Origin of the sequence: Enterococcus sp. C76, assembly GCF_040886985.1 — a bacterium.
Taxonomy (GTDB): domain Bacteria; phylum Bacillota; class Bacilli; order Lactobacillales; family Enterococcaceae; genus Enterococcus_B; species Enterococcus_B lactis.
In genome coordinates this window covers 85,730-112,633 of the sequence record NZ_JBFOEY010000002.1, presented here as the reverse complement: position 1 = coordinate 112,633, position 26,904 = coordinate 85,730, and the positions used below count along the sequence as shown (strand labels likewise).

Annotated in this window: 25 protein-coding genes; 23 read left to right on the top strand and 2 right to left on the bottom strand. The window is 38.9% G+C overall.

From position 1 onward, the window contains the following. Positions 1-4 precede the first annotated feature (4 nt). The 20 genes from AB3I00_RS03020 to AB3I00_RS02925 all read left to right on the top strand — a co-directional run bounded on the left by AB3I00_RS03020 (position 5) and on the right by AB3I00_RS02925 (position 21,162). Positions 5-874, top strand: a complete 870-nt coding sequence (locus tag AB3I00_RS03020) for a class II fructose-bisphosphate aldolase (RefSeq protein ID WP_002310673.1) — start codon at positions 5-7, stop codon at positions 872-874. A gap of 1 nt (position 875) precedes the next feature. Then, positions 876-1,496 carry an AAA family ATPase gene (locus tag AB3I00_RS03015; protein WP_002341037.1) on the top strand — a complete coding sequence of 207 codons (621 nt, stop codon included), beginning with the start codon at positions 876-878 and terminating at the stop codon, positions 1,494-1,496. A 196-nt stretch (positions 1,497-1,692) separates the two neighbouring features. Next, complete coding sequence (locus AB3I00_RS03010; protein WP_368024754.1) at positions 1,693-2,298, top strand: NUDIX hydrolase N-terminal domain-containing protein; 606 nt, start codon at positions 1,693-1,695, stop codon at positions 2,296-2,298. 135 nt (positions 2,299-2,433) lie between these two features. Further along, positions 2,434-2,886: a MarR family winged helix-turn-helix transcriptional regulator gene (locus tag AB3I00_RS03005; RefSeq protein ID WP_086286244.1), complete on the top strand. Its 453-nt coding sequence runs from the start codon at positions 2,434-2,436 to the stop codon at positions 2,884-2,886. Between the two features lie 36 nt (positions 2,887-2,922). After that, entirely contained in the window at positions 2,923-3,420 is a 498-nt protein-coding gene (locus tag AB3I00_RS03000) for a GNAT family N-acetyltransferase (protein ID WP_180363519.1), read from the top strand. 17 nt (positions 3,421-3,437) lie between these two features. Further along, on the top strand, positions 3,438-4,148 hold the full coding sequence (locus AB3I00_RS02995) for a B3/4 domain-containing protein (protein ID WP_002315980.1): 711 nt from the start codon (positions 3,438-3,440) through the stop codon (positions 4,146-4,148). Between the two features lie 141 nt (positions 4,149-4,289). Continuing rightward, positions 4,290-4,712, top strand: coding sequence for a VOC family protein (locus tag AB3I00_RS02990; protein WP_172867800.1), 423 nt, complete (start codon positions 4,290-4,292; stop codon positions 4,710-4,712). Positions 4,713-4,731: 19 nt separating this feature from the next. Further along, on the top strand, positions 4,732-4,956 hold the full coding sequence (locus AB3I00_RS02985) for a hypothetical protein (RefSeq protein ID WP_002315978.1): 225 nt from the start codon (positions 4,732-4,734) through the stop codon (positions 4,954-4,956). Between the two features lie 243 nt (positions 4,957-5,199). Continuing rightward, on the top strand, positions 5,200-6,513 hold the full coding sequence (locus AB3I00_RS02980) for an NCS2 family permease (protein ID WP_002292548.1): 1,314 nt from the start codon (positions 5,200-5,202) through the stop codon (positions 6,511-6,513). A 327-nt stretch (positions 6,514-6,840) separates the two neighbouring features. Continuing rightward, positions 6,841-8,478: an alpha-glucosidase gene (locus tag AB3I00_RS02975; RefSeq protein ID WP_368024753.1), complete on the top strand. Its 1,638-nt coding sequence runs from the start codon at positions 6,841-6,843 to the stop codon at positions 8,476-8,478. Positions 8,479-8,625: 147 nt separating this feature from the next. Then, a complete protein-coding gene (locus tag AB3I00_RS02970) occupies positions 8,626-9,060 on the top strand; it encodes a MarR family winged helix-turn-helix transcriptional regulator (protein WP_368024752.1) in 435 nt (144 codons plus the stop codon). A 102-nt stretch (positions 9,061-9,162) separates the two neighbouring features. Continuing rightward, positions 9,163-10,254, top strand: a complete 1,092-nt coding sequence (locus AB3I00_RS02965) for an NADH-dependent flavin oxidoreductase (RefSeq protein WP_104764602.1) — start codon at positions 9,163-9,165, stop codon at positions 10,252-10,254. Positions 10,255-10,283: 29 nt separating this feature from the next. Beyond that, positions 10,284-10,961: a type 1 glutamine amidotransferase domain-containing protein gene (locus AB3I00_RS02960; protein WP_104764603.1), complete on the top strand. Its 678-nt coding sequence runs from the start codon at positions 10,284-10,286 to the stop codon at positions 10,959-10,961. Between the two features lie 352 nt (positions 10,962-11,313). Next, positions 11,314-12,615, top strand: a complete 1,302-nt coding sequence (locus AB3I00_RS02955; RefSeq protein ID WP_104764604.1) for an FAD/NAD(P)-binding oxidoreductase — start codon at positions 11,314-11,316, stop codon at positions 12,613-12,615. After that, positions 12,605-14,065, top strand: coding sequence for a helix-turn-helix domain-containing protein (locus AB3I00_RS02950; protein ID WP_002292556.1), 1,461 nt, complete (start codon positions 12,605-12,607; stop codon positions 14,063-14,065). Before AB3I00_RS02955 ends, AB3I00_RS02950 begins: the two co-directional genes overlap by 11 nt. Positions 14,066-14,201: 136 nt before the next feature. Beyond that, the gene (glpK, locus tag AB3I00_RS02945) at positions 14,202-15,698 is read left to right on the top strand and encodes a glycerol kinase GlpK (protein ID WP_002292557.1); all 1,497 of its coding nucleotides are present in this window, start codon (positions 14,202-14,204) and stop codon (positions 15,696-15,698) included. Between the two features lie 13 nt (positions 15,699-15,711). Continuing rightward, complete coding sequence (gene glpO / locus AB3I00_RS02940; RefSeq protein ID WP_104764605.1) at positions 15,712-17,535, top strand: type 1 glycerol-3-phosphate oxidase; 1,824 nt, start codon at positions 15,712-15,714, stop codon at positions 17,533-17,535. Then, positions 17,536-18,252, top strand: a complete 717-nt coding sequence (locus AB3I00_RS02935; RefSeq protein WP_002292560.1) for an MIP/aquaporin family protein — start codon at positions 17,536-17,538, stop codon at positions 18,250-18,252. 305 nt (positions 18,253-18,557) lie between these two features. Continuing rightward, on the top strand, positions 18,558-20,486 hold the full coding sequence (locus AB3I00_RS02930) for an endonuclease MutS2 (RefSeq protein ID WP_368024751.1): 1,929 nt from the start codon (positions 18,558-18,560) through the stop codon (positions 20,484-20,486). A 121-nt stretch (positions 20,487-20,607) separates the two neighbouring features. Then, positions 20,608-21,162, top strand: a complete 555-nt coding sequence (locus AB3I00_RS02925; protein WP_070769839.1) for a CDP-alcohol phosphatidyltransferase family protein — start codon at positions 20,608-20,610, stop codon at positions 21,160-21,162. Between the two features lie 649 nt (positions 21,163-21,811). Here AB3I00_RS02925 and AB3I00_RS02920 read toward each other — a convergent pair. Both AB3I00_RS02920 and AB3I00_RS02915 read right to left on the bottom strand, forming a co-directional pair. Beyond that, positions 21,812-22,126 carry a DsrE family protein gene (locus AB3I00_RS02920; RefSeq protein WP_002329633.1) on the bottom strand — a complete coding sequence of 105 codons (315 nt, stop codon included), beginning with the start codon at positions 22,124-22,126 and terminating at the stop codon, positions 21,812-21,814. A 13-nt stretch (positions 22,127-22,139) separates the two neighbouring features. Beyond that, a complete protein-coding gene (locus AB3I00_RS02915) occupies positions 22,140-22,400 on the bottom strand; it encodes a metal-sensitive transcriptional regulator (protein WP_368024750.1) in 261 nt (86 codons plus the stop codon). A 169-nt stretch (positions 22,401-22,569) separates the two neighbouring features. On the opposite strand from AB3I00_RS02915, the gene AB3I00_RS02910 reads away from it, so the two are divergent. The 3 genes from AB3I00_RS02910 (at position 22,570) to AB3I00_RS02900 (ending at position 26,759) form a co-directional block, all read left to right on the top strand. Continuing rightward, positions 22,570-22,884, top strand: a complete 315-nt coding sequence (locus tag AB3I00_RS02910; RefSeq protein WP_104764607.1) for a rhodanese-like domain-containing protein — start codon at positions 22,570-22,572, stop codon at positions 22,882-22,884. 1 nt (position 22,885) lies between these two features. Further along, positions 22,886-24,541 (top strand): FAD-dependent oxidoreductase, encoded by a 1,656-nt coding sequence (locus AB3I00_RS02905; protein WP_104764608.1) that lies wholly within the window; start codon positions 22,886-22,888, stop codon positions 24,539-24,541. An 82-nt stretch (positions 24,542-24,623) separates the two neighbouring features. Beyond that, complete coding sequence (locus AB3I00_RS02900; protein ID WP_368024749.1) at positions 24,624-26,759, top strand: UvrD-helicase domain-containing protein; 2,136 nt, start codon at positions 24,624-24,626, stop codon at positions 26,757-26,759. Positions 26,760-26,904 lie beyond the last annotated feature (145 nt).

The window sequence follows — 26,904 nt, the reverse complement described above, 5'->3', positions numbered from 1 at the left end:
AAAGATGTATACAACATTGAAAGAAGTAACAAAAACAGCAGAAGAGTTGAATTTTACAGTTGGAGCTTTTAATACGCATAACCTAGAAATGCTTCCTGCCATGCTAGGCGCAGCAAAAGAAATGGGTTCGCCGATCATTATTCAAACAAGTGTCGACACCGCAAAATATATCGGTATGCATGTGTTAGTCAATGTAATGACAGCTATTGCAGAAGAAGAAATGGTTGATGCAGTCTTGCACTTAGACCACGCCCGAGACTTTGATGATATCAAAGAAGCAATCGATAGCGGATATACTTCTGTCATGTATGACGGGTCCCATCTGCCTTTCAAAGAAAATATCTTGAAGACGAAAGCAGTGGTAGAATATGCCCATGCACACGGTGTTTCCGTAGAAGGAGAACTTGGAACGATCGGCGGTACAGAAGAAGGAATCCATGTCGCTGAAAATGACAAGGTATATACAAGACCGGAAGACGCAGTGAAATTTGTAGAAGCTACAGGTGTGGATGCATTAGCTATTGCTATCGGTACGAATCATGGACAATTCAAATCAAAAACAGAAGTGAACATTCCCTTGCTGAAAGAAATCGATGCAGTAGTCGATGTCCCCCTCGTTATCCATGGCGGAACAGGTGTGAAAGAAGAAGATTATCCCGAATTGATCAATAACGGGATCCGCAAATTCAATGTTGGAACGGAGCTTTTAGTCAACTGGACAAAAGTGGCTAAAGGAACCTTTAGTGAAACAGAAATCAACAAGTCTCTTCGCCATAATGTGATTCCAGCAAATGAAGCAGTAAAAGAAATTGTCAAGCATAAGATTGGACTGTTTATGAACTTGGAAAGTCCAATTAACTTAGGAAACAAATGAGATGAAAAAGTATTTCATTCTTCTAGCTGGTAGTCCTGGTACAGGAAAAACATATCTTATGAATAAACTACGGGAACGATTTCCAGATATGTATGCCATCACACTCGATGAAATCAAGGAATATTATGCAGAATCCATCGGTTTTAACAACTTGGAAGAACGGGCGAAACAAGAAAGGACGAAAGTTTATCCTTTCTATTACAAAGCACTTGATCTGTATATGGAAGCAGGAAAGAAAGTGATTGTGTCAGAGTATCCTTTTAGTGATAAGCAAAAAACTCGACTCCAAGAATTAGCAGAAAGATACGGATATCAGGTAATGACGATTCGCCTAACAGCAGACTTTGAAGTGTTATGGCAACGTCGGTACAAACGTGATCGTGAACCAGATCGTCATTTGAGCTATATCATGGATCATTATCACTATGGCGACATATTGGAAGATCGATCGAAAGGGACGAATCATATTACGAAAGAAGCATTCAAAAAAATCATCACTGACCGAAAATATGACGAATTTCAGTTAGGAACACTATATGAATTTGATGTAACAGACTATACTCAAGTAGATTACACTCCACTATTGGATAAATTAGAAAAAGAAATCAATGACAATAAGTAACGAAGAAATGGTTTGATAGTGACAGGTAATAAAAAAGACATTTGGTCCCCAGAGGAGCCAAATGTCTTTTTGTTCTAAAATGTTTTTTCATATTCTTTTATTTATTGCCGATTTCCTTGTGTTTATTTGCCGTAATTAGGTCAGTCTTCTATACTTGATTACATAGTCATACATTTACTGAAAAGAAGGGAAGAGAATGAATAACAAGTTGACTCAATACAAAAGACTGCTCGCACTTTCTCAAGCTGGTCTGTATTATGGAAAAGATGTATTCGATAAAGAACGATTTGAAGAGATTCGGACGATCTCATTGGAATTGATCAGTGAAATAGGAAAAGAAACTTTCGAAGAAATAAAAGCACTTACAGTTATTGAAGAAGGTCATCCCACACCAAAAGTCGATGTTCGTGCCTATATCAGAAAGGACGGTAAGATCCTACTAATCGAAGATAAACGGACGAAAGAATGGTCACTGCCAGGCGGATTTGCCGAAATAGGTTTGTCCCCTGAAGAAAACGTGCGGAAAGAAGTCTATGAAGAAACGGGTTTAACAGTAGAATCTACTCAGCTGCAAGCGGTTTTTGATACGAATAAACAAAAAGATATTCCGCAGCTTTTTCAGTATTATAAGCTTGTTTTTGCTTGTACGATCCACGACGAAGATGCAAAATTTATTGAGAACAATGAAACTTCCGACATGGGATTTTTTAGTATAGAAGAGCTGCCAAAGCTATCAGAAAAACGAACAACAAAGAAGCAGTTGCTTATTTTAGAAAACAAAAATCAGCTCTATTGCGATTGAGTTTTTTCGTAAAAGAAGAAAGCTGTTTACTCTGCGAGTTCTCTAAAAAAGAACTCGTTCTTTTATTAAAAAATAGTTGCATTTGCAACAAAAAGAGGTAAACTAGTCTTACAAACAAAATAAAGGTGGGGTGAAATGGCTGAAATTCTTCGAGACATTGGAATGATTGCCCGAGCGTTGGATTCTATCAGCAATATCGAATTCAAAGAAGTTGAGTTAACAAGAGGGCAGTATCTTTATTTAGTACGTATTTGCGAAAATCCAGGAATCATCCAAGAAAAACTAGCAGAAATGATCAAAGTAGATCGTACAACGACAGCACGAGCAATCAAGAAATTAGAATCCAATGGGATGATCGAACGTTTGGAAGATAAAGAAAATAAAAAAATCAAGAAACTTTATCCGACTAAAAAAGGAGCAGAAATCTATCCTTTCATCATCCGAGAAAACAACTACTCTAATGCAGTCGCATTAAATGGTCTGTCTGACGAGGAAGCAAAACAATTGGAATATCTTTTAAAGAAAGTATGCAAGAATGTTAGCGAAGATTGGAATTTTGTCAAAAAAGGTAATAAAAGGATCTATTGAAAGGAAGAAGCCGTGAATAAATACGAAATTCGAGAAATGACGCCTTCAGATGTAGACTTACTACAACAAATCAGTATCGAAACATTTACAGATACATTTGGAAAAGATAATTCGCCGGAGCATTTAGCTGCTTACTTGAGACAAGCTTATGCGCCAGAAAAACTTACAGAAGAGCTAAAAGAGAAAGAAACTGATTTTTTACTAGTAAGTATCGACCAAGAGCCTGCGGGTTACCTGAAACTAAATATAGGAACGAGTCAATCTGAGGAAATGGATGATCATTTTTTAGAAATCGAGCGAATCTATGTACGAAAAAAATTTAAACATCAAGGTATTGGTACATTTTTACTAGATACAGCTATCAAAAAAGCAAAAGAAAAGCAAAAAACAGCCATTTGGCTCGGTGTGTGGGAACACAACGATGCTGCGCTTGCTTTCTATCGCAAAAGAGGATTTACCAAGTACAGTGAACATGTTTTTTATATGGGAGATGATCCCCAAACAGACTATCTATTCATCAAGCAATTATTCTAATCAAGAGGTGTGAACATATGAAAAAAGTAATAGTGGATGCTAATTTTTGGGAAGTATTTCCTGAAGCAACCATCGAAATCTTATCCGTGAGTGGTATCGATAATCACGTAACAGAAGAAAATGAAGAAATGTATCATCAATTATTGAATAGCGCGGCAAAAGAAGCAAGAAATTACCTTACGGAAGAAACATTCAGCCAAAACGAAGTCATTGCTCAGTGGCGTCAGGCTTTTACCACATTCAAGACTAAAAAAGGTGCACGTTCTTCTATTGAAGCTTTACTGAAACGTGCAAATCAAGAACGGGAATTTTTCCCAATCAATCCGCTTGTAGATATTTATAATAGTATTTCCTTGTCTTTTGGCGTACCTTGCGGCGGAGAAGATATCGAAAAGATTTCAGGAAATCTGCATCTAGGAAAAGCCCAAGGTGGCGAATCATTCCTGCCTTTAGGTGCAGATTCCGATGCTCCGGCACTTCCGGAAGAAATCATCTACTATGATGAACAAGGAGCAATCTGTCGCTGTCTCAACTGGCGTGAAGCCCAAAGAACGATGCTGACGGAAGAAACGCAAGCAGCGGTGCTGGTCATTGAATCCATCAATGCTGAACAAGCGGCACGCGGCGCACAGGCAATCGAAGCGTTGAAGGAAAAAATCGATCAAACATTTGGCGTGTCCAGTGTCAGACACACACTAACCAAAGATGAATCAGAAGCAGAATTATAAAAGAATCGAAAAAAGAAGAGCGGCATTCATTGCCGTTCTTTTTTTGTAAAAAAAGTTTGTGGAGGAAAGCAAGTCTAGAAACTATTGCTTTATTTTTCTTGAATAGGATCAAACACAAGGTGTTCGCGCTTTCGTGATATAATGGAATCAGTTTATAGACAGGAAAGAAAATCAACTAGAAAGAAGGGTCAAACGATGATACAAAAAACACGTGTGATGCTTTATGTCAATGACGTAGAGATGATTTGCCGATTCTTTGTAGAAAAAATTGGTGCAGAAATTTCAGAAACGATCGAATTGCCAGAAGAATTTAAGAGTATTGTGCTGAGTATCTCAAAAGAATTAGAATTAGGTATATTTCCAAAAGTATTTGTGCAGAAGTTTTCACCAGAAGTATTGGGACCGCCACCTTCTTTAGTCTTTTTTACGGATGAATTTGAAACTATTTACGAGAACATGGACGAACCTGGAGAAATCACAGACAACAATGGCGTCTTGACTTTCAATTTTTCGGACCCTGAAGGCAATTATTTTGTTATAGGAAAAGCTGAGTCGTCTGATTGAATAAAAAGGAGGAAAAACAGTGGATCTAATGGGAAGGCTAGAAGGTTATTTGAAGTATCGGCGAGCAAAACATAGTGAGAAGCTTCGAGCAAGGAATCTCAAATCAGGGAAAAAGAAGACAAAAGGCTGGGGAAAAATGGTCGATACAGGTTTTGGCGGACTAAATAACCTAAATCCTGTCGATACAAAAGAATTCATCAAAGAAGAGCAGAAACGAAATGGTAAAGTCAAATCACACTATTGATTTTGATACTAGAATGAAGAAACTTTTTTAACACAATAAAGAAATTCTTTTGATCCAAAGTGAATGTTCATGGACTTTGAGATAAAAGGATTTGATCAGATGGAACGTTCGGATTTTGCTTGAAATCCGAATTTTTTGTTTACTTATGTTTTGTTTTAGTATATGATAAAACACGTTGTTTTATTAATAAATCGAAATTTTAACGGACTTTATTTATAATGTTCGGATTTAGGGGGATGGAAGATGAAGGAAAAAATACTTTCCTACTTCGAAATAGAAAAATTGAACACCACGGTAAAACGTGAGGTACTGGCAGGATTTACGACATTTATTTCAATGGCCTATATCTTATTTGTAAATCCAACTGTATTAGGCGCTTCTGGAATGGATGAAGGAGCGGTGTTCACTGCGACTGCATTAGCCAGTGCAATCGGCTGTATTTTGATGGGGGTATTAGCCCGTTATCCAATTGGAACGGCACCTGCTCTTGGGATCAATGCTTTCTTTGCTTATTCTGTTTGTTTAGGGATGGGGATCCCATGGGAAACAGCATTGTCCGGCGTATTCGTTGCTTCTTTGATCTTTATTTTGATTACAATCTTCAAACTGCGGGAAATGATCATTGATGCGATCCCAGCAGATTTGAAATATGCGATTTCTGGTGGTATCGGTCTATTTATTGCTTTCCTTGGTCTGAGCGAAGGTGGGATCATCGTTTCGAATGAATCTACATTAGTAGGATTAGGATCACTCAACGTTGGTTCTACTTGGTTGACGATTTTTGGATTAGTCGTCACGGCTATCTTGCTTGTTCGACGTGTACCAGGTGGCATTTTCATCGGGATGGCAGCTACAACGATTTTAGGTCTGGTCACAGGTTTGATTCCAATGCCTTCTGAAATTGTTGCTGCAGCACCAAGTTTGAAACCAACATTTTTAGTTGCGTTAAAACATGTAGGGGACATCAATTCTCTTCAAATGTGGGTCGTAGTACTAACATTCTTGCTTGTAACTTTCTTTGATACAGCAGGAACTTTAGTTGGATTAGCAAATCAAGCAGGCTTTATGAAAGACAACAAGATGCCTCGTGTAGGGAAAGCTTTAGCTTCTGATTCAACAGCTATGCTTGCGGGCTCCTTATTAGGTACTTCTCCTGTTGGTGCATTCGTAGAATCATCAGCTGGGATTGCTGTTGGAGGACGCTCAGGAATCACAGCTATTACTACAGGAATTTTCTTCTTGTTAGGTTTGTTCTTTTCTCCATTACTGTCAGTTGTTACTTCACAAGTAACTGCACCAGCATTGATCATGGTAGGTGTTTTGATGGCTCAATCATTACGTCAAATCGAATGGGGAAAATTAGAAATCGCGATCCCTTCATTCTTAATCTTGATTGGCATGCCTTTAACTTATAGTATTTCAGATGGGATTGCATTAGGTTTTATTTTCTATCCAATTACGATGTTAGCGGCTAAAAGAGGAAAAGAAGTATCTCCAATCATGTATGGTCTGTTCTTTGTATTCGTGGGATTCATGTGGATATTGAATGTGAAATAAAGAGGTTGTGAAATCAGCGTTCTGGCCTGAGTATTAGAGAAAAAAACGAAAAAATAGTTCCTCATATTTTACCGTTTTTGGAGCTAATACCGAGGGACAGCTGAGTGAACACCGTTTATAAAGAGATTGTGAAATCAGCGTTCTTCTCTGCATCAATCAATCCTTTCAAAAAACAGTTGAGGAAATTTCCTCAGCTGTTTTTTTGTTTTATTCTGTTACCGATAACAAGGTGCAATGACTATTTGAAAGCGTTACAATTTTTGGTGGAAGAAACTAAACTAGATGATTAAGCGAAAAATAGAAACATCCATTTATAGGAGGGAAATCATGGAACGAAAATGGTGGCACCATTCAGTTGTTTATCAAATCTATCCAAGAAGTTTTCAAGATTCAAATCAAGATGGGATTGGAGACTTGCGAGGGATTATTTCCAGATTGGATTATCTGGCATATTTGGGCATTGATGTGATTTGGCTTTCGCCGGTGTACGAGTCTCCAAATGATGACAATGGCTATGATATCAGCGATTATCAAGCAATCATGGCAGAATTCGGTACGATGGAAGAAATGGAGGAACTGATTGAAGAAGCAAAGAAAAGAAACATCCGTATCGTTATGGATCTGGTGGTTAATCATACTTCTGATGAACACCCGTGGTTCATTGAGGCACGTAAAAATAAAGAAAATCCTTATCGTGACTACTATATTTGGCGTGATCCAGTCAATGGAGAGGAGCCTAATGGATTGCGCTCGATATTCAGTGGACCTGCTTGGCAGTTGGAGGAGCAAACAGGGCAATATTTTCTGCACTTGTATAGCAAGCGTCAACCTGATTTGAATTGGAAAAACAAACAGGTTCGCCAAGCGATTTATCAAATGATGAATTTCTGGATCGACAAAGGTATTGGCGGCTTTCGTATGGACGTGATCGATATGATTGGCAAAGAACCGGATAAAGAAATCACAAGTAATGGACCTAAACTGCATGAGTATCTTCAGGAAATGAATCAAGCAACTTTTGGCGACAAAAATCTGATGACCGTTGGCGAAACATGGGGAGCAACTACCGAGATTGCTAAACTTTATTCCAATCCTAAAAGAAAGGAATTATCCATGATCTTCCAATTCGAACACATAGGATTAGATCAGCAAGAAGGCAAAGACAAATGGGATTTGAAACCTTTAAGTATTTCTGAACTGAAAAAAGTATTATCGAAATGGCAAACTTCTTTGGGTGATGAAGGATGGAATAGTTTATTTTGGAATAATCATGATCTGCCTCGAATCGTCTCACGTTGGGGAAATGACGATGTGTATCGAAAAGAAAGTGCCAAGATGTTTGCTATCTTGCTTCATATGATGAAAGGCACTCCTTATATTTATCAAGGAGAAGAATTAGGCATGACGAATTGCCCAATTGATGATATCTCGGAAGCAAAAGATATTGAGACAATCAATATGTATAACGAAAGGATTTCTTCTGGATTTACAAAAGAGGAAATCTTGGAATCAATCAATGCGAAAGGAAGAGACAATGCTAGGACGCCTATGCAATGGAACGCCCGTGAACATGCTGGGTTTACTACTGGAATTCCATGGCTTCGAGTCAACCCAAATTATAAAGAAATCAATGCAGAAGAAGCGTTAGCAGATCAAGATTCTGTTTTTTATATGTACAAGAAATTGATCGATTTGCGTAGAAAACATGACATCATCGTCTGGGGAGACTATGAATTAGTAGAAGAGACGCCAGAGCATGTCTTTGCCTATTCTCGCATATATGAAGACCAGCGATGGCTCGTTGTTTGCAATATGTCCAGTGAAAAACAGGTGTTCACTGTTCCACGTGAAGCTTTAAGGATTATTGTGTCAAATTATCCTCTGAAACAGTTACCAGACGGCAAAGTCGAGTTACGACCATATGAAGCATTTGTGGTGGAAGTAAATAAAGAAAAGCTTATTTGATTGAAACGTATTACCGAGAGGTTGTGACACATTTTTTGTCACAACTTCTTTTTCTCAAAACTAAACAGAGGAGGTGGTCATTACTCCGTGTTTTTTGACAAAAAATAAAAATCATACTATGATATGTACGCCAATGGAGGGGATGAAATGGAAAAGCCAATTGAAAAAGCGTTGGATGAATGTCTTTTCTTTAGTGTGAAAAAGCTAGATCGCCTATTGAATAAATTAGCGGATGAAGCGTTTAGAAAAACAGGTCTGGCACCAACTTATGGATTTATTTTATTGATATTAAAAGAAAAAGATGGTATACCGCAAAAAGATATTGCACAAATGCTCTATTCTGCGCCTTCAACAATCGCTCGTTTTGTTGAAAAATTAGAATATAAAGGATACGTCAAAACAGTTAGCGAAGGGCGCTTGTCATTAGTTTATCTTACAGAACAAGGACGCCAATTTACTAGGGAAGTCGATGGTAGCTGGGAAGAACTCCATCAGTCGTACAAAGCAGTCTTGGGAAATAAAGCAAGTAAAGAATTAGCCGAGATAATGAATGAAGCAACAGATAAGTTACAAAAAAAATAAAAATTTTTTTAAGCAAATTAGTTGCATGTGCAACTAACCGAGTGGTTTAATGATAGATGATTCTCGATAGGTTAATCAGAGCGAATTATGGGAGGAATGACAATGTCACAATTTGATCAATCAATTACTTTACCTTCAGGAGTTCAATTGAAGAACCGATTGATGCTGTCGCCTATGACGACACAACTCAGCTTCTTCAATGGAGTGATCACCGAAGATGAGATCACTTATTATAAACAACGTTCTAAAGGACTTGGTGCTGTTATTACTGGTGCTGCAAATGTCCAAGATATCGGAAAAGGCTGGCCAGGTGAACTGAGCATCGCTCACGATGAAATGATTCCTCGGTTAAGTGAACTAGCTAAAGCAATCCAAGGAGAAGGTGCAAAAGCGATTGTTCAGATTTTCCACGGTGGACGAATGACTAGTCGAGCTACTCTATCCGGAGAACAGCCTGTATCTGCAAGTGCAGTTGCAGCGGAACGACCTGATGCAGAAACACCGCGAGCATTAAGTGAAAATGAAATCAAAGAAACAATCCAAGCATTTGGCGAAGCCACACGTAGAGCGATTGAAACAGGATTTGATGGTATCGAGTTGCATGGAGCAAATACGTATTTGATCCAACAATTTTTCTCTCCGCATTCGAATAGACGAGAGGATCAATGGGGCGGTAGCTTAGAAAATCGCTATCGTTTTATTGACGAATTATTAACAACGGTTTTCTCAACGGTTGAAAAATATGCAAAAAAACCATTCATCGTAGGGTATCGTTTCTCGCCAGAAGAATATGAAACACCAGGTATCCGTTTTGAAGACACGATCTGGCTTCTTGAACGATTACGTGAGACAAAATTAGATTATCTGCATGTTTCATTAAATGCGTATGATCGAAGAGCCCGTTCTGATAAATACAGCGATCAGTCGATTCTTGAAGCTGTCCATGACACGATCCAAGGAAAGATCCCTTTAATTGGTGTCGGAGGCATCCGTACTCGCAAAGACGTAGAGCAAGTACTGAAATATGCAGAACTTGCAGCAATTGGACAGCAAATGATCGTCGATCCTGACTGGGCAGAGAAATTATTGGAAAACCGTGAGGATGAATTTGTAACGAAACCTTTTGAAGAAGCATATAAAGAGCTTTATTTGCCAAGTCCATTATATAATTTCTTGAAAGCACGTTATCAATAACTCAATTTTTATAGAAAGAGGATGGAAAAATGAAAGTATTGATCGTATTAACAAATGTAGAAAAATACGAAAAGATCGAGCGTCCTACAGGTTTGTGGTTAAGTGAACTGACTCATTTTTATGATGTATTAGTAAAAAATGGGATCGATGCAGATTTTGTCAGTCCTAAAGGCGGATATGTACCTTTAGAACCGCAAAGTGTTTTGAATATGGATGAAATCGATTGGGCCTATTATAAAGATGAAGATTTCAGAAATCGGGCCTTGGGAAATACCTTACGTCCTGATGATGTGGATGCAAAAGATTATGCAGCAGTTTATTATGCTGGTGGCCACGGAACAATGTGGGATTTTCCAGAAGCAACAGATCTTGGGAAAGTTGCTTCACAAATCTATCGAAATGAAGGACTGGTCTCAGCTGTTTGTCACGGTGTTGTCGGATTGTTGCCAGTTACAGATGAATCTGGAAAGTCTATTTTAGCTGGACGCACAGTTACTGGATTCAGTAATGAAGAAGAGGAAGCCAATGGTACAACGAATGAAGTACCATTCTTAGCAGAAAATGCTTTGAAAGAAAAAGGAGCTGACTATCAGTCAGGTCCAGCTTTTTCAGAAGTCGTTCAAATCGATGGACGTCTTCTTACAGGGCAAAACCCTCAATCTGCTCATCAATTGGGCGAAGTAGTGGTTGAAGCATTAAAGCATTAAAGCATTAAAAATTGTCAGCATAAAAATGTTTTGCCTATTCTAACTATTACATTACACACGCTAAAACACGTCTTTTCGTTCTTTTCTGTTTCCTATTTGGACAGAGGTACGCAAAAGGCGAGTTTTTTGCCTTTCTAAGAGTACATTTTTTGAAACATCTCTTCAGAAATGATACTCTTCAATTAGGTCAACTAATTTATTACTGAGAAGCAGACCTAGTCACACGGTAGGATGGACAGAGTGTGTTCTGCTACGCTGCTATGGATCATAGGAATGAGTAAACATGGTTTAAGAACATTGTGATTTCAGCCCATGTTGGCAGTCGCACACTTAATAAGAAAGAGGAATACAGATGAACATTGTAATTGTCGGCGGGTCGTTTGCAGGGATTCATGCGGCTATTTATCTTCGCCAATTGATACCAACAAGTGAAATATATTTGATTGAAAAGCAATCGAAGTTAGGGTGGATTCCCAGCGGGTTCAATCTGATAGTAAAAGGAAAGGTCACCAGTGAAAAACAACTTTCTTGGATCACCAAAGAAGAGCTGATCGACCGCTATCGTATCCATGTTTACACAGAAAAGACGGTAATAGGATTGGAAGAAAAGAAAGTCGTTTTAGCAGGCGGAGACAAACTGGATTTTGATCGTTTGATTTTGGCGACTGGTTCAAATCAAAATTTTCGAAATGTTCCTGCAGAAGCAAGGTTCATTCACCCAGTTAAAAAGATACAAAACATAGCTGCTCTTCAGCAAAAGATCATGGATGCAAAAAAAATTGCCATCATTGGAGCAGGTCAAGCAGGGATCGAAATAGCTGAAGGCTTAGCATCAGGAAAAACAAAAACACAAATCCATCTTTATGAAAGCCGAAAGTCGATTCTTTTTCGTTACCTAGACCCTGAAATGACGGAGCCGTTAGTAAAGGAAATGAAAAATCAAGGGATATCGCTTTTCTTAGAAGAGCAAGTCGTATCTTTGTCCGAAAATGAAACCGCTGTAGTAGAGACGGAAAGAAGAAGGGAAAACTATGATCTTGTTTTGCTGGCTAACCATTCTCGCCCCAACAATCAGATGTGGGAAGAACAATTAACATTGAATGATGATGGAACGATCTGGGTAGATGACTATTTGCAAACGTCTCAAAAAGACGTCTATGCAATTGGCGATGCAATCCAAGTCACTTTTCGCCCAACAAATGAAAAAATGTACGTTTCTCTAGTAAATAACGCTGTCCGTACAGCGCGAAATGTCAGCAAGACAATTAGTGGTTCTGCGACAAAGGATCAGGGAACCTATCGACCAGTCGGTAATCAGTGGTTTGGCTATTTCTTAGGAAGCGTAGGTATGACAGAAGAAGAAAGCATTTTTTATCCCCAAAAAATTGAAACAGGGTACGCGGAATACAAGCTTGCAGCAATAAACCAGAGCAAAGTCAAAGTCAAATTCCTATTTGATTCTGAAAAAAAGATTCTTGGAGCACAGCTCCAAAGCAGAAAAGAAATGTTCCATCTTCTTGACCAACTGACAATCGCAGTAGAAGAAGGCTGGACGTTCGAACAGTTAGAAGAACATGAGCTGTTTTTCCAGCCAGAATATCGTGTGCCTAATATGGTGTGGTCAAAGGTGGCGAATACTGCCTATGAAGATTGAAGCATTATTAGAAAGAAAAGAGCAGTTACAGATCCTGATTTTGCGAAACCTTGTTCTGCAAGGGGGAACAGCCTCTATCAATGGATTGAGAGAGCATGTCCAACTGTCAAAAACCTCTTTTGATCAATATTTGGAAGATATTGAATTGATTGGACGGATGATGGGAAAAAAAGTAGAAGTACAGCGAAACGAGTATCAGGCGCTGCTTGTGTTGGACGAAGATGTCAGTTTGGAAAAAATTCTTTTGTTTTTATTACAGGAAAGCTTGAAGTTTAAAATGCTTGTCTATTTATTAGAACACCAGCAAGTATCCATCGTTCGATTAGCGACAGCGTTTAATATCAGTGAGTCTTCTGTTTTTCGAAAGATCAAAGAATTGAACCAGCTCTTAGAGGAATTTGGATTACAAATCAAAAACGGACAATTATACGGAGAAGAGCTACAGATCCGATATTTTTATTATGAATTATTCCAATATATCCCGGAAGATCAACGACCGCTTTTTTTGCAAAATACACCAGAAAAAAGACCATTCATTCTAGGATTGGGCCGCGTATTAGAAACGACGTTTACGGCATCAGCAGAAGCACAGATTGCTTGCTGGCTCGGGATCACGAAAAAAAGACTATTGAATGAAAAAAGTACGTACGAAACTTTGAAAGAAAAGAAATTACTCTATCAGTCGGACCGGCTTTATCAAGCAATCGATCCAATCATTGTGATGCATCTTAGTCGAACAGCAGCAGAACTGAATGTATACGAAACAATGATGTTTTACAGCTTTTTTGTTTCTTTTTCGATAGTCGACGAAGAAATATTTTATCAATATGATTTGACACGGAGCAAAAAGTTACCCACCGCTGTTTTGGATACTTATATTCGGGAAACGATGCTATGGCATTATCGTCCTCGTCGTTTGAAAATCAAAGAGGAAAAAGCAGTAGGCTACCAAATTTCACAAATCAACAATGAATGGTTTTTCTTTGTTGGAAAGATCGAAGTCTACGAGCGTGATCGGCTTTTGGAGCAGCAGCAAAAAATGCTTGGGCATTCCTTAACACAGTTATTGGAGAAACTACAGGAAACAGCGATGCAGCAATTGCCAAGGAAAAGCGCCGAAGACAGTGCACTTAGTTATCTGATGATCCAGTATGCCAATGTTCTTTTGATGATCGATTTTTATATTGCAAAACCAGTAGTGATAGGGATCGATTTAGAAAGTTTGCCTATTTACCGTATTGCTTTCCAACAGTATCTGATCAGAGAACTGAGAGGAGTCAGCGGTATTGAGATTGAAAGTTATGAAGAAGGAAAAAACTATGATTTGGTCATAACGTTTTGTCAGAGAAACAAGCAACAGAGTGAATATTATCTATCAGAATTTGCGTCGCCTTATGACATTATCCGATTGAAAAGAAGAATAGAAATGTTGAAAAAAGAAAAGAATTGATCAAAAACTAGCATCATAATAAAAAACTGTCAAAAAAAAGAAAAAAAGAATAAAATTTTGACAGTTTCTTTTTTTAAATGAGTAGTATGATAAAAGCAGTTAAAGAAAGCGTTTGCAGATAATGGAGGGAATCACAATGACAGAACCAACGTATATCATGGCGATTGACCAAGGTACAACTAGCTCACGAGCAATTATCTTTGACAAGAAAGGAAGACATATCGGCAGTTCTCAAAAAGAGTTCACGCAATATTTCCCGCAAGAAAGCTGGGTTGAACATGATGCAAATGAAATCTGGAATTCTGTACAGTCAGTTATTGCCGGAGCTTTCATCGAATCAGGGATCAAACCAAACCAGATTGCTGGGATTGGCATAACGAACCAGCGTGAAACAACAGTAATCTGGGAAAAAGATACAGGACGTCCAATCTATCATGCAGTTGTTTGGCAATCCAGACAATCAGCTGGAATTGCAGATAACTTAAAAAATGAAGGATATCAAGAATTTTTCCACGAAAAAACAGGACTAGTGATCGATGCCTATTTCTCAGCAACGAAGATTCGCTGGATTCTTGATCATGTAGAAGGTGCGCAAGAACGCGCTGAAAAAGGCGAGTTAATGTTTGGAACGATTGATTCGTGGTTAGTATGGAAACTGACCGATGGACAAGCACATGTTACTGATTACTCGAATGCCAGTCGGACGATGTTGTTCAATATCCATCAGCTAGATTGGGATCAGGAAATTTTGGATTTATTGAATATTCCTCGAGTGATGTTACCAAAAGTTACTTCTAACTCAGAAGTTTATGGTTATACGCAAGGTTATCATTTTTATGGAAGCGAAGCACCAATTTCAGGGATGGCAGGAGACCAGCAAGCTGCATTATTCGGACAAATGGCATTCGAACCAGGTATGGTCAAGAATACTTATGGTACAGGTTCATTTATTGTCATGAATACCGGTGAAAAACCGCAATTATCCAAAAATAATTTATTGACGACAATTGGTTACGGTATAAATGGAAAGGTTTACTATGCTTTAGAAGGAAGTATTTTTGTGGCTGGTTCTTCGATTCAATGGCTGAGAGATGGTCTTCAAATGTTGCAAAAAGCTAGTGATTCGGAAGCCGCGGCAAAACGCTCCACAAACGAAGATGAGGTCTATGTTGTTCCTGCATTTGTTGGACTGGGTGCTCCTTATTGGGATCAGGCAGCACGAGGGGCTATGTTTGGTTTGACACGTGGAACGACAAAAGAAGATATCATTAAAGCTACTCTGCAGTCGATTGCCTATCAAGTGAGAGATATCATCGATACGATGCAAGATGACACTGGAATCAAGATTCCTGTATTGAAAGTGGATGGCGGTGCAGCAAATAATGAATATCTGATGCAATTCCAAACAGATATCTTGAATGTACCGATCCAACGAGCAGAAAACTTGGAAACAACAGCACTAGGGGCAGCATTTTTAGCAGGATTAGCTGTCGGCTATTGGAAAGATACAGACGAGATCCGTGAATTTTATGAAGCTGGCAAGCTATTTGAAGTTCAAATGGAGGAAGAGCGCCGAGAAAAACTTTACAATGGCTGGAAAAAAGCAGTAAAAGCTACCCAAGCATTTGAATAAGGAGGAAATCCATATGTTTTCAAACAAGACAAGACAAGATAGCATTAAAAAAATGCAGCAAGAAGAATTGGATCTGTTGATCATCGGTGGCGGAATCACTGGTGCCGGTGTGGCAGTCCAGGCAGCAGCATCAGGAATCAAAACAGGATTGATCGAAATGCAAGATTTTGCAGAAGGGACGTCCTCTCGCTCGACCAAACTTGTGCATGGCGGTATTCGTTATCTGAAAACATTTGATGTGGAAGTAGTAGCTGACACAGTTGGTGAACGTGCAGTCGTACAAGGTATTGCCCCACACATCCCAAAACCAGATCCAATGCTTTTACCAATCTATGAAGATGAAGGAGCAACAACCTTCAATATGTTCTCTGTCAAAGTAGCAATGGACCTTTACGACAAACTGGCAAATGTGACAGGAACTAAATATGAGAACTATACCCTGACACCAGAAGAAGTATTGGAAAGAGAACCATTTTTGAAAAAAGAAGGGCTAAAAGGTGCAGGTGTTTATCTGGATTTCCGCAACAATGATGCCCGTTTAGTGATCGATAATATCAAAAAGGCTGCAGAAGATGGGGCTTATCTAGTAAGTAAAATGAAAGCGGTTGGCTTTTTATATGAGGGCGATCAAATCGTTGGTGTCAAAGCTCGTGATCTGCTGACAGATGAAGTGATAGAGATCAAAGCAAAATTAGTGATCAATACGAGTGGTCCTTGGGTAGATAAAGTACGGAACTTGAATTTTACGCGTCCAGTCTCTCCTAAAATGCGTCCAACCAAAGGGATCCATTTAGTCGTAGATGCGAAAAAACTGCCTGTACCGCAACCCACATACTTCGATACAGGAAAACAAGATGGGCGGATGGTTTTTGCTATCCCAAGAGAAAACAAGACTTACTTTGGTACGACAGATACGGATTACCAAGGAGACTTTACGGATCCAAAAGTCACACAAGAAGACGTGGATTATCTATTGGATGTAATCAACCATCGCTATCCAGAAGCAAATATCACATTGGCAGATATCGAAGCAAGCTGGGCAGGGCTTCGTCCACTATTGATTGGTAATTCTGGTTCTGATTATAATGGCGGAGATAACGGATCGATTTCAGACAAGAGCTTCAATAAAGTGGTTGATACAGTAAGTGAATATAAGGAAAATAAAGTTTCTCGTGCTGAAGTAGAAGATGTGTTGAACCATTTGGAAAACAGCCGCGACGAAAAAGCACCTTCTACGATTTCCAGAGGTAGTTCTTTAGAAAGAGAACCAGATGGCTTGTTGACTTTATCAGGTGGGAAAATCACTGATTACCGTAAGATGGCAGAAGGAGCTTTACGATTGATTCGTCAGCTGTTAAAAGAAGAATACGGAATAGAGACGAAAGAAATCGACTCTAAAAAATATCAGATTTCAGGTGGAAACTTCGATCCAACGAAATTAGAAGAAACAGTGAGGGAATTAGCAAAAGAAGGAGTAGCAGCCGGTTTAGAGGAAGAAGATGCTACTTATATCGCTGATTTTTACGGGACTAATGCTCGACGTATCTTTGAATTAGCAAAAGAAATGACACCTTATCCTGGTTTGAGTCTCGCTGAGTCAGCTCGGTTACGTTATGGCTTAGAAGAAGAAATGGTTTTAGCCCCAGGTGATTATCTCATTCGTCGGACGAATCATCTGTTGTTTGAACGAGATCAGCTGGATGAGATCAAGCAACCTGTGATCGATGCAATTGCTGAGTATTTTGGGTGGACAGAAGAAGAGAAGGCGCAACAGACTAAACGTTTAGAAGCATTGATCGCAGAATCAGATCTGCGGGAACTAAAGGGGGAGAAATAAATGAACAGTGATATGACTCAAATCATGGGGGAGTTTATTGGGACATTGATCCTAGTTTTGCTTGGAGATGGTGTGTGTGCGGCTGTGAATCTAAACAAAAGTAAAGCACAAGCTTCTGGCTGGATTGTCATCGCGTTTGGTTGGGGACTCGCTGTAACAATGGCTGTCTATATTTCTGGATTCATGGGCCCAGCTCATTTGAATCCTGCAGTCTCTCTAGCTATGGCGATGACAGGGGCAATTAGTTGGAATCTTGTCGTTCCTTTCATCATTGCGCAAGTTTTAGGAGCTTTTGCAGGGGCCATTCTTGTTTGGCTTTCTTATTTGCCACATTGGAATGCAACGAAAGATGAAAGTGCGATTTTAGGTACGTTTGCAACAGGTCCTGCTATACGGAATTATCCAGCAAATGTAATCACAGAATTAATTGGTACATTTGTATTAGTTCTTGGGTTGCTAGCTTTTGGGCAAAACGAATTTGCACCTGGAACGAACGTATTCGCTGTAGGTGGATTGATCTTAGCCATCGGTCTTTCATTAGGAGGACCAACAGGATACGCAATCAACCCTGCTCGGGACTTTGGTCCTCGATTAGCACATGCGGTATTGCCAATAGCTAATAAAGGAACTTCAGATTGGGCATATTCATGGGTACCAATCGCAGGTCCAATGATCGGAGCAATTATCGCGGTAGGTGTCTATTCATTAATGGTGTAAATCTATAAAACATACTAAGGTTTGACAATCAAAAGGCGTCTTGCTATAGTTAAGTGGAAAATAAATAAGACCTAGAAGAATGGGGAATGTTTTGTGAGTGTAGCTGGTATCTAATCAGTAAGTCGAATAGCCAATAAACAAGGTTTATTTGGTGTGCTTATGAAACGGTACCTGTCAGGAAAACAATATCTTTGTATTCTAATGAGGATAGGACATGACTTTTTTAAGCTGTGTTCTATCCTTTTATTTATCTCTAGGCCCTTATTTATTTTGGGACAGGTATCTCTTCAAGAAAAGGAGAGAGTATGAACAACGAAATGATTAGTCAATTACAATTTGATCAGATCAAAAAGGAAGTCCAAGCAAGAGCAATCGGAAACTATAGCAAAAAACGAATCAGTAAGATGACGACCTCGTCAAACCTACAAACCGTCTTGGATCGTCAAGAAGAAACAAGAGAAGCACGCTTGATCTTAGAAAGTAGTCAGCATGTTCCATTTATGGGATTGCCGAGGATTGATGCACTGACAGAACAAGTCAAAAAAGGGTTGGTTCTGTCGCCCGCTGATTTGATCGAATATGCGGATTTTCTAAGAAGCAGTCGGATGATCACAAAGTTTTTTGATAAGAATCAATACCAGGCACCTTTGTTATTTGCTTATAGCAAGCATCTTCCTGATTTGATAAATGTAGAAGAGTTGATTGACCAAAAAATAAAAAATAATAAAGTCAGTGACGATGCTTCACGTAATTTGCGTAAAGTACGCAAACAATTACAAATAATAGAAAAAGAAATCCAGTCAAAATTGCTGAAATTCTTGCGTCATCCGAAAAACAAAGAAATGATCCAAGAAGCAATAATCGTTCAAAAAGGTGAATGCTATACGATTCCTATCAAAGCCAGCTATAAAAATAAAGTAGATGGGACGATCATCGATGAATCGAACAAAGGAACGACGGTTTTTACTGAACCGACTGTGGTTTCTAAACTGAATGAACACTATCAGTTGTTAAAAGCTGAAGAAATCAGTGAAGAATATCAAGTTCTGGCTGCATTGACTGGTGCTATTGCAGAAAATGAAGAAGCAATCGACTTATTGATCGAAACGATGACGGTATTAGATATCATTTTTGCTCGGGCAAAATTCAGTCGAGAAATCAATGGGATCACGCCTAAAATCAATAAATCAGAACATATCGTCATCAAACAAGGCAGACATCCATTTTTACCTGATCATGCGGTACCATTGGATGTTGAAATCGGTAAAGACTATCGAGGCTTGATTATTACCGGAGCAAATGCCGGCGGCAAAACAGTCGTGTTGAAGACGGTCGGTTTATTGACTTTGATGGCGATGTTCGGCATGCAAGTTCCGGCAAAAGAAGGGACAGAGCTTGCTGTCTTTGATGAGGTTTTCGTCGATGTCGGTGACCACCAAAATTTAGAAAATGCGTTGAGTACATTTTCTGGTCATATGCAAAACATTGCTGCTATTTTGAAAAAGATAAAAAGGAATACATTGGTACTTCTGGATGAGATTGGCAGTGGAACAGAGCCAAATGAAGGAGCTGCATTAGCGATCGCAATCATGGAATCTATGTATGAGCAGGGGGCATTGATCATTGCCACGACCCATTATGGAGAAATTAAGAAATTTGCTAGGGATCATGAAGATTTTGTGCCGGCTGCTATGGCTTTCGATCGGGAAGCACTTCGTCCTAAATATCAATTGCGTGTTGGAGAAACAGGAGAAAGCCAAGCTTTATGGATTGCTCATAAAATGGCTATGTCTATGAAATTGATCCAGCAAGCAGAGCGTTACCTGGAGGAAAAAGCCTATCGGACACAGAAAAAAGAATTTCCTCCTAAGACAGCAGGTATAAATAGGAAGGACAATAAAAAAGAATGCCAGCTCTTTGCAAAAGGCGATCGAATATTTGTGAATGAATACCAAAAAGAAGCATTAGTTTATGAGGATATAGGTGAAGATACGATTGCCGTATATTTAGAAAAAGAAATGAGCCGTGTGCCTCGTCAGCGCGTTCGTCTGGTGCGTTCAGCAGAAAATCTGTACCCGACAGGTTACGATTTAGACAGTCTGTTTATCGATTTTAAAACACGGAAACAGCAGCGTGACCTAGAGCGAGGATCAAAAAAAGCCCATAAAGCGTTAGTAAAAGAAATGCGTAAACGACAGGAAGAAAGAAGAGCAAAAGATGAAAACAACAAGTGATTATTTCAGACCAACGCATATGAACAGTGATTGCAAAAAAATAACAGCAGTAAAATCATTGGTTTTATTCTCTATGTAAGCTAAAATAAAAAAAAGAGTGCTGAGGAGGTGGGACGGTCAAATGAAAATAAGCACAAACTGGCGTAAAGAAATCCAAACAATTCCGAATCTTTTATCGATATTCCGTATTTTTTTGCTGCCGATTTATCTTTATTTTGTGCTGAGACAGTCGTTTTATGTAGCAGGAGCGGTCATTGTTGTCTCAGGTTTGTCTGATTATCTAGATGGGGTCATTGCTCGGAGATATAATCAGGTAACAGACTTAGGGAAGGTGCTTGATCCGTTTGCAGATAAATTGACACAACTTTTTCTGATTTTGTCTATGGCATGGTATCGACCGTGGCTTTGGCTGTTGTTTGGTCTATTCTTGATAAAAGAAGGCTTTATGTTTGTAGCTGGATTAATCGGGCTATCTAAAAATATCAAATTAAGTGGTGCGAAGTGGTATGGCAAAGTAGCGACTGCTGTCATCTATGTTGGCATGATCCTTTTGCTGCTTTTCCCAGAATTACCAACGCTGTGGGTGAGAGTCATTTTTGCCGTCATCACTTACGGTCTTTTACAATCTTTTGTCTTGTATGCTGTCGAGTACCGAAAGATGTTTCAAAGAAAATAAAGAAGGGGTGTGACCTATGTCGCACTCCTTTTTTTGATAAATAGACTCCCAATAGCTACTTCTCGATAATAAGCCAACCAAACCAAAAACATGAGAAGTTGTTTTTAAAATTATTTCTTGTAACTCGGAGTTAAATGGGTAGGCTCACAACCGCTGGGTAAACGGTGTTCAATCAGCTGACCTTCGGTATTAGCTCAAAAAACGGCAAAATATGAGCAGCTATTTTTCCGTTTGTTTCTCTAATACTCAGGTCAAACCGCTGATTTTACAACCTCTTCCTTAAACGGTGTTCAAAAGCCAGTTTCTCGGTATTAAGCCAAATTTATGCAAAAATGTAGAAAGCCGTTTTCACAAAATTTTTCTTCATACTCGAAACTAAACGACTTTTTCACAACCTCTTCCTTAAACGGTGTTCAATCAGCTGACCTTCGGTATTAGCTCAAAAAACGGCAAAATATGAGGAGCTATTTTCCCGTTTTTTTCTCTAATACTCAGATCAAACCGCTGATTTCACAACCTCTGATTCACGGTGTTCCAGAAGTAACTTCTTCGAAAAATAAGCCGAAATGTTACAAAAATTTGAGAAGCAATTTTCGTCAATTCCTTCTTATTTCTTGAAGCTGATCACTTCTGTCACAACCTCTACTGACTAAGGCTTGATATAAGCATAACCTTGGGATTGCAGTTCAACTAAATCAAGTACACCTGCTGGTACAACGATTACTTGTTCAGGTAAAGAACTTTCTGAAATATGATTAGCACGCATAGCATTCGCACAAGCGTGAAAAACGACTTCTTTCAAATCTAAGAATTCTGCATTGGCAGAGTCTAGATAACCGGTAATTGCGATACCGTTGACGGAAACGACGATCGTCGTTTCAGGAGAAGCTTTTATCAGGTTTTTTACGTTTTTCCCTGTTTCTGACCATTTTTCTAATTCATCAATATGGAAAACGACTTTCATTGAAATCATTCCTTTACTTTTTAATAATCATCTTGATCGCTTGCTCTAATTTAGCCGTTTGTTCTTCTGGATTACTATCGGGATTTTCAAAGCAATTTTTCAGATTATCTGCAACGATCATTCCCATTACGCGATCAATGCTAGAACGAACAGCGCTTAATTGAGTGATGACATCCATACATTCTTTTTCATCTTCGATCATTTTTTGGATACCACGAATTTGCCCCTCTGTACGTTTCAAACGGTTCAGGATATTTTTATTCTCAATCTCCATAGCACATTCTCCTCTATTTTTTATAACTCGATAATACCCCTAATCGGTATTTTATGCAAATATAAAAAGCAGTTAAAAAAATGAAGAGTCATTCTGGTTGACAGAATAAGAAAGCTCCTGTTTAATATACCCCGTAAGGTATTTATAAAATATAAACGAGGTGCAGAAAATGAGTTTGTTATTTCAGCCAATAAAATCGATAACAGTCCCAGAATTAAAGGAAAAGCTTTTAGAAAAGCCAGTATTACTTGATGTTAGAACACCTGCAGAATACCGGGGTGGGCATATAAAAGGAGCTAAAAATATTCCATTACAAAGCATAAACAGATATGATGGAGACAAAGAAAAGACCGTTTATGTGATTTGTCAATCAGGGATGAGGAGTAAACAAGCAGCAAAAGAATTAAAGAAATCTGGTTATGATGTGGTGAATGTACGTGGCGGTATGAATCAATGGTTTGATCGAACAGTAGGAGGGAAATAAGATGAAAATCGTTATTGTCGGAGGTGTAGCGGGTGGGATGTCTGCTGCTACACGGCTTCGCCGGTTAATGGAAGAGGCAGAAATCGTTGTTTTTGAAAAAGGACCGTATGTTTCTTTTGCAAATTGCGGCTTGCCTTATTATCTTTCTGGTGAAATCAGTGACCGGGAAAATCTTCTTGTCCAAACGCCAGAATCATTATCCGCTCGTTTTTGTTTAGATGTGCGTCCAAATCATGAAGTGACAGCTATCTTTCCTGAAAACAAAACGGTAGAAGTCGTACATGAGGGTCAAAAACACTTGGAACAGTACGATGTATTGGTTTTATCTCCTGGTGCAAAACCAGTTGTTCCGTCGATTCCAGGGATAACAGAAGCCGACAATGTTTTTTCTATTAGAAATGTACCAGATATCGATAAAGTGATGCATGCATTAGAAAAACAGCCAAAGCGTGCCGTGATCGTTGGTGCAGGATTCATCGGATTGGAAATGGCAGAAAACCTAAAAAAAAGAGGTTTAGAAGTCATGGTGATCGAACAAGCACCGCATATTCTTCCGACACTGGACGAAGAAATGGCAGCTTTTATAGAAAAAGAATTGTCTCATCAAGGAGTAGAAGTGATTACTTCTCATGCTGTCGCTGGATTTGAAGACCATGGGAAACGATTGCGACTGGATGACGGGCGTACCATTCCTGCTGATTTAGTTATTTTATCCATTGGTGTTCGTCCTGATAACCAGCTAGCAGTGACTGCTGGAATCGAATTAGGTATACGCGGGGGTATCCTAGTAGACGAACGTTATCAAACGAATATTCCTGATATTTATGCGGTGGGGGATGCTATCGTTGTAAAACAGCCAATCACTGGAAAAGATGCACTTATTTCTCTTGCTTCACCAGCCAATCGTCAAGGTAGACAAGTTGCGGACACGATTTCCGGAATTTCTCGAAGAAATCAAGGCAGTATTGGCACAGCAATTATACGAACGTTTGGAATGACTGCCGCATCCACCGGATTAAGTGAAAGAACAGCCAAAGAAAACGAGCTGTCTTTTGAAGTCGTTCATGTGTCAGGAAAAGATCATGCAAGCTATTATCCAGAAGCAACAGATATTTTACTGAAGTTGATCTTCCATCCAGAGACTGGCGAGATTTATGGTGCACAAGGTGTTGGGGCAAAAGGTGTGGATAAACGGATCGATATTTTAGCAACAGCAATCAAAGGGCATTTGACGATCTTCGATTTGCCGGAGTTAGAATTGACGTATGCACCGCCATTTGGCTCAGCCAAAGATCCAGTAAACATGCTAGGATATGCAGCAATGAACATTGCAGAAGGGCTTAGTGAAACCGTACAATGGCAGGAATTGCCGACAGAATTAGCCAAAGGAAAAATTTTATTAGATGTGCGAACAGCAGAAGAATTGGAAAAAGGCAAATTCAAGGAAGCCAAACATATCCCTTTGAATGAACTTCGGGACCGATTAAATGAATTAGACAGCCAACAAGAATATATCGTCAGCTGTCATAGTGGATTACGTAGCTATCTAGCGGAAAGAATCTTGAAGCAGTCTGGCTACCACGTAAAAAACCTTGATGGTGCATTTTCTTTATATCAAACTGTCCGACCTGAAGAACTGATATATCCTAACAAATGATACTCGTTAAAAAGCTTGCATTCGACTCTTAAAAGAGGTAAACTAATCGGTTCCACCACTTTAAAAAAAGAGGAGAATGTGTATGGTCAACACACAAAAGCAGTTAGAAGAAGCATATCTGAAGAACGTGTATCAAAAGCTAATCGATAAAAGAAACGAACTGCGTGAATCGATGGATACGGCAAAAGTAGAAGGAAACCAGTCGCTGAAAGAAATGGCTGGCGAGCTTCGATTGAATTTTGACAGTTACTTAGATAACCTGGATACTTTTTCGATGATTGAAATGAAAAATAGAGAAATCGATCAGATGAATATCAAACAGAAAAACGCAGAAAATCAGCTAGCAAAGATCGAACGTTTATTGAAAAGTCCCTACTTTGGAAAAGTCGTTGTAGACTTTCTGGATAATGAGCCAAAAGAATCCTTTTATATCGGTACAGCAAATTTCACAGATGATGCAGATGAAAATCTTGTTTATGATTGGCGTTCACCAATTGCCGAACTTTTTTACAATAACATGATTGGCCCATCTTCTTATACGGTTCGTCAAAATAAAATCGATACGGTTATCAAAGAAAGACGTCAATTTATTTTGGAAAGAGATCGTTTGGTCAAGTTTTTTGATACGTCTGTAGCTATCCAAGACGATGTGTTATTAGAAGTGTTAGGTCAAGATGAGACCAATGAAATGAAGGCTATCACTGCTACGATCCAATCGGAACAAAACACAATCATTCGGGATGTGAAAAGTCAAAATATCTTGGTAAATGGCGTAGCAGGAAGTGGTAAAACCTCTGCTATCATGCAGCGTATTGCGTATCTGCTCTATTTATATCGAGATACGATGACATCTGATGACTTGCTGATTCTATCACCTAATCATCGGTTCATCGACTATATTTCGAATGTCCTACCATCATTAGGCGAAAGAAATCCACTGAATCTAACCATCTTGCAGCTAGTTTCACAGCTTTCAGCAGAGGAAATAGAAGGTGAAGAAGCTTATTTCAAACGTATCACCAAAGAAAATGTATCAGAGCAAGCAGAACACTTGCGTAGTAAAGAGTATATTGATGATCTAAAACGATCAGATCCTTTGTTTCTAGATCATCCTGATTTTATCCGTGGACTTACTAAAAATGGAAAAACAGTTCTTTCTAAAAAAACGATCGAAAAAATATATGAGAAAGTCCCTGCTCATCCTAAATTGATCGACAGGCTTCAAGCAACGAAAAAGGCACTGATGAGCGAATGGAAGAATCATCTTTTGAAACAAGCAAAAAGTCCTGCTGTGCAGAATCAGGTACTCTCGTTGACAGAAGATAGGCAGTTGAAATTATTCGGTGAATTGATTTCTGATGATTCGGAACAAAGTATCGCAGTTTATGCAAGGAAACTTTTACAAAAAAACTATCGAAAAATAACCAGACAGATTGAAGAAATGGCATGGGTGGATGAGCACCGATTATTTGAAAGAATTTATGAAAAACGATATGGCTCAGCTTATGTTTGGCAACACACACGTACTGTTGATGAAGCAGTCATTTTATTAGCTATTCATCATTTGCTTGTTGAAAAGGTAAATGTACCAGCGTTTCGCTATCTATTGATTGATGAAGTACAAGATTATACCCTGGCACAATTAGGTCTATTGATCGAATTATTTCCAAAAACTCACTTTACTTTAGTAGGTGACGAGAATCAAGCAATCTTTAATTCTTCCACTACTTTTGCTGATATTATGCGTTGCTTCGACGACTACCATCTGCCGATCCATCGGTATGATCTTAGAAATAGTTACCGTTCTAGCGGAGCAATCACAGAGCTTTTCAAAACCTATGCTGTGGATCAAGAGAAGATCGACATCGTATCGATCCGACCGCAAGGAAAAGAACCCGAATACCGCTCTTTTCGATCCTCTGAAGAATTGTTGGAAATACTAGCTGAGATTTTGGCTTCTCTAAAAGGAGAAAAAGCGGCAATTATTACCCAAACAGAAGAGGAAACTCAAACGCTACAAGAATCGATTAAAAAAAGTTCATATGGATTAGAAAACTGCCAGATCATCCCTTTGAGTCTAGCAAAAGGACTGGAATTTGATCATGTAATCTTGTATCCATTTGAAAACAATAGAGATGAGAAAAGAAGACGCAGACAAATGTACACGGCGATATCTAGAGGAATGAAAAGCATTGTCGTATTGGAAAGAGAAACATAATTAAGAGATAAAAAATAAAAAGAACAACTGATAAAAAGAACAAAATATTTTTCATTTGCCGATGAGAAATGTTTTGTTCTTTTTCTTAGGAAAAATTTAGGAACACTTTATGTGAAAAGAAATGAAAAGTATGGTAAACTCCTAC

Coding starts and splice junctions, on each gene's coding strand:
- AB3I00_RS02910 (WP_104764607.1), top strand. CDS start 22,570: ATGAGTTTGTTATTTCAGCCAATAAAATCGATAACAGTCCCAGAATTA.
- AB3I00_RS02970 (WP_368024752.1), top strand. CDS start 8,626: ATGGAAAAGCCAATTGAAAAAGCGTTGGATGAATGTCTTTTCTTTAGT.
- AB3I00_RS03020 (WP_002310673.1), top strand. CDS start 5: ATGTATACAACATTGAAAGAAGTAACAAAAACAGCAGAAGAGTTGAAT.
- AB3I00_RS02900 (WP_368024749.1), top strand. CDS start 24,624: ATGGTCAACACACAAAAGCAGTTAGAAGAAGCATATCTGAAGAACGTG.
- AB3I00_RS03015 (WP_002341037.1), top strand. CDS start 876: ATGAAAAAGTATTTCATTCTTCTAGCTGGTAGTCCTGGTACAGGAAAA.
- glpO (WP_104764605.1), top strand. CDS start 15,712: ATGTTTTCAAACAAGACAAGACAAGATAGCATTAAAAAAATGCAGCAA.
- AB3I00_RS02935 (WP_002292560.1), top strand. CDS start 17,536: ATGAACAGTGATATGACTCAAATCATGGGGGAGTTTATTGGGACATTG.
- AB3I00_RS02975 (WP_368024753.1), top strand. CDS start 6,841: ATGGAACGAAAATGGTGGCACCATTCAGTTGTTTATCAAATCTATCCA.
- AB3I00_RS02925 (WP_070769839.1), top strand. CDS start 20,608: ATGAAAATAAGCACAAACTGGCGTAAAGAAATCCAAACAATTCCGAAT.
- AB3I00_RS03005 (WP_086286244.1), top strand. CDS start 2,434: ATGGCTGAAATTCTTCGAGACATTGGAATGATTGCCCGAGCGTTGGAT.
- AB3I00_RS02980 (WP_002292548.1), top strand. CDS start 5,200: ATGAAGGAAAAAATACTTTCCTACTTCGAAATAGAAAAATTGAACACC.
- AB3I00_RS02995 (WP_002315980.1), top strand. CDS start 3,438: ATGAAAAAAGTAATAGTGGATGCTAATTTTTGGGAAGTATTTCCTGAA.
- AB3I00_RS02990 (WP_172867800.1), top strand. CDS start 4,290: ATGGAATCAGTTTATAGACAGGAAAGAAAATCAACTAGAAAGAAGGGT.
- AB3I00_RS03000 (WP_180363519.1), top strand. CDS start 2,923: ATGACGCCTTCAGATGTAGACTTACTACAACAAATCAGTATCGAAACA.
- AB3I00_RS02955 (WP_104764604.1), top strand. CDS start 11,314: ATGAACATTGTAATTGTCGGCGGGTCGTTTGCAGGGATTCATGCGGCT.
- AB3I00_RS03010 (WP_368024754.1), top strand. CDS start 1,693: ATGAATAACAAGTTGACTCAATACAAAAGACTGCTCGCACTTTCTCAA.
- AB3I00_RS02905 (WP_104764608.1), top strand. CDS start 22,886: ATGAAAATCGTTATTGTCGGAGGTGTAGCGGGTGGGATGTCTGCTGCT.
- AB3I00_RS02950 (WP_002292556.1), top strand. CDS start 12,605: ATGAAGATTGAAGCATTATTAGAAAGAAAAGAGCAGTTACAGATCCTG.
- AB3I00_RS02930 (WP_368024751.1), top strand. CDS start 18,558: ATGAACAACGAAATGATTAGTCAATTACAATTTGATCAGATCAAAAAG.
- AB3I00_RS02960 (WP_104764603.1), top strand. CDS start 10,284: ATGAAAGTATTGATCGTATTAACAAATGTAGAAAAATACGAAAAGATC.
- AB3I00_RS02915 (WP_368024750.1), bottom strand. CDS start 22,400: ATGGAGATTGAGAATAAAAATATCCTGAACCGTTTGAAACGTACAGAG.
- AB3I00_RS02965 (WP_104764602.1), top strand. CDS start 9,163: ATGTCACAATTTGATCAATCAATTACTTTACCTTCAGGAGTTCAATTG.
- AB3I00_RS02920 (WP_002329633.1), bottom strand. CDS start 22,126: ATGAAAGTCGTTTTCCATATTGATGAATTAGAAAAATGGTCAGAAACA.
- glpK (WP_002292557.1), top strand. CDS start 14,202: ATGACAGAACCAACGTATATCATGGCGATTGACCAAGGTACAACTAGC.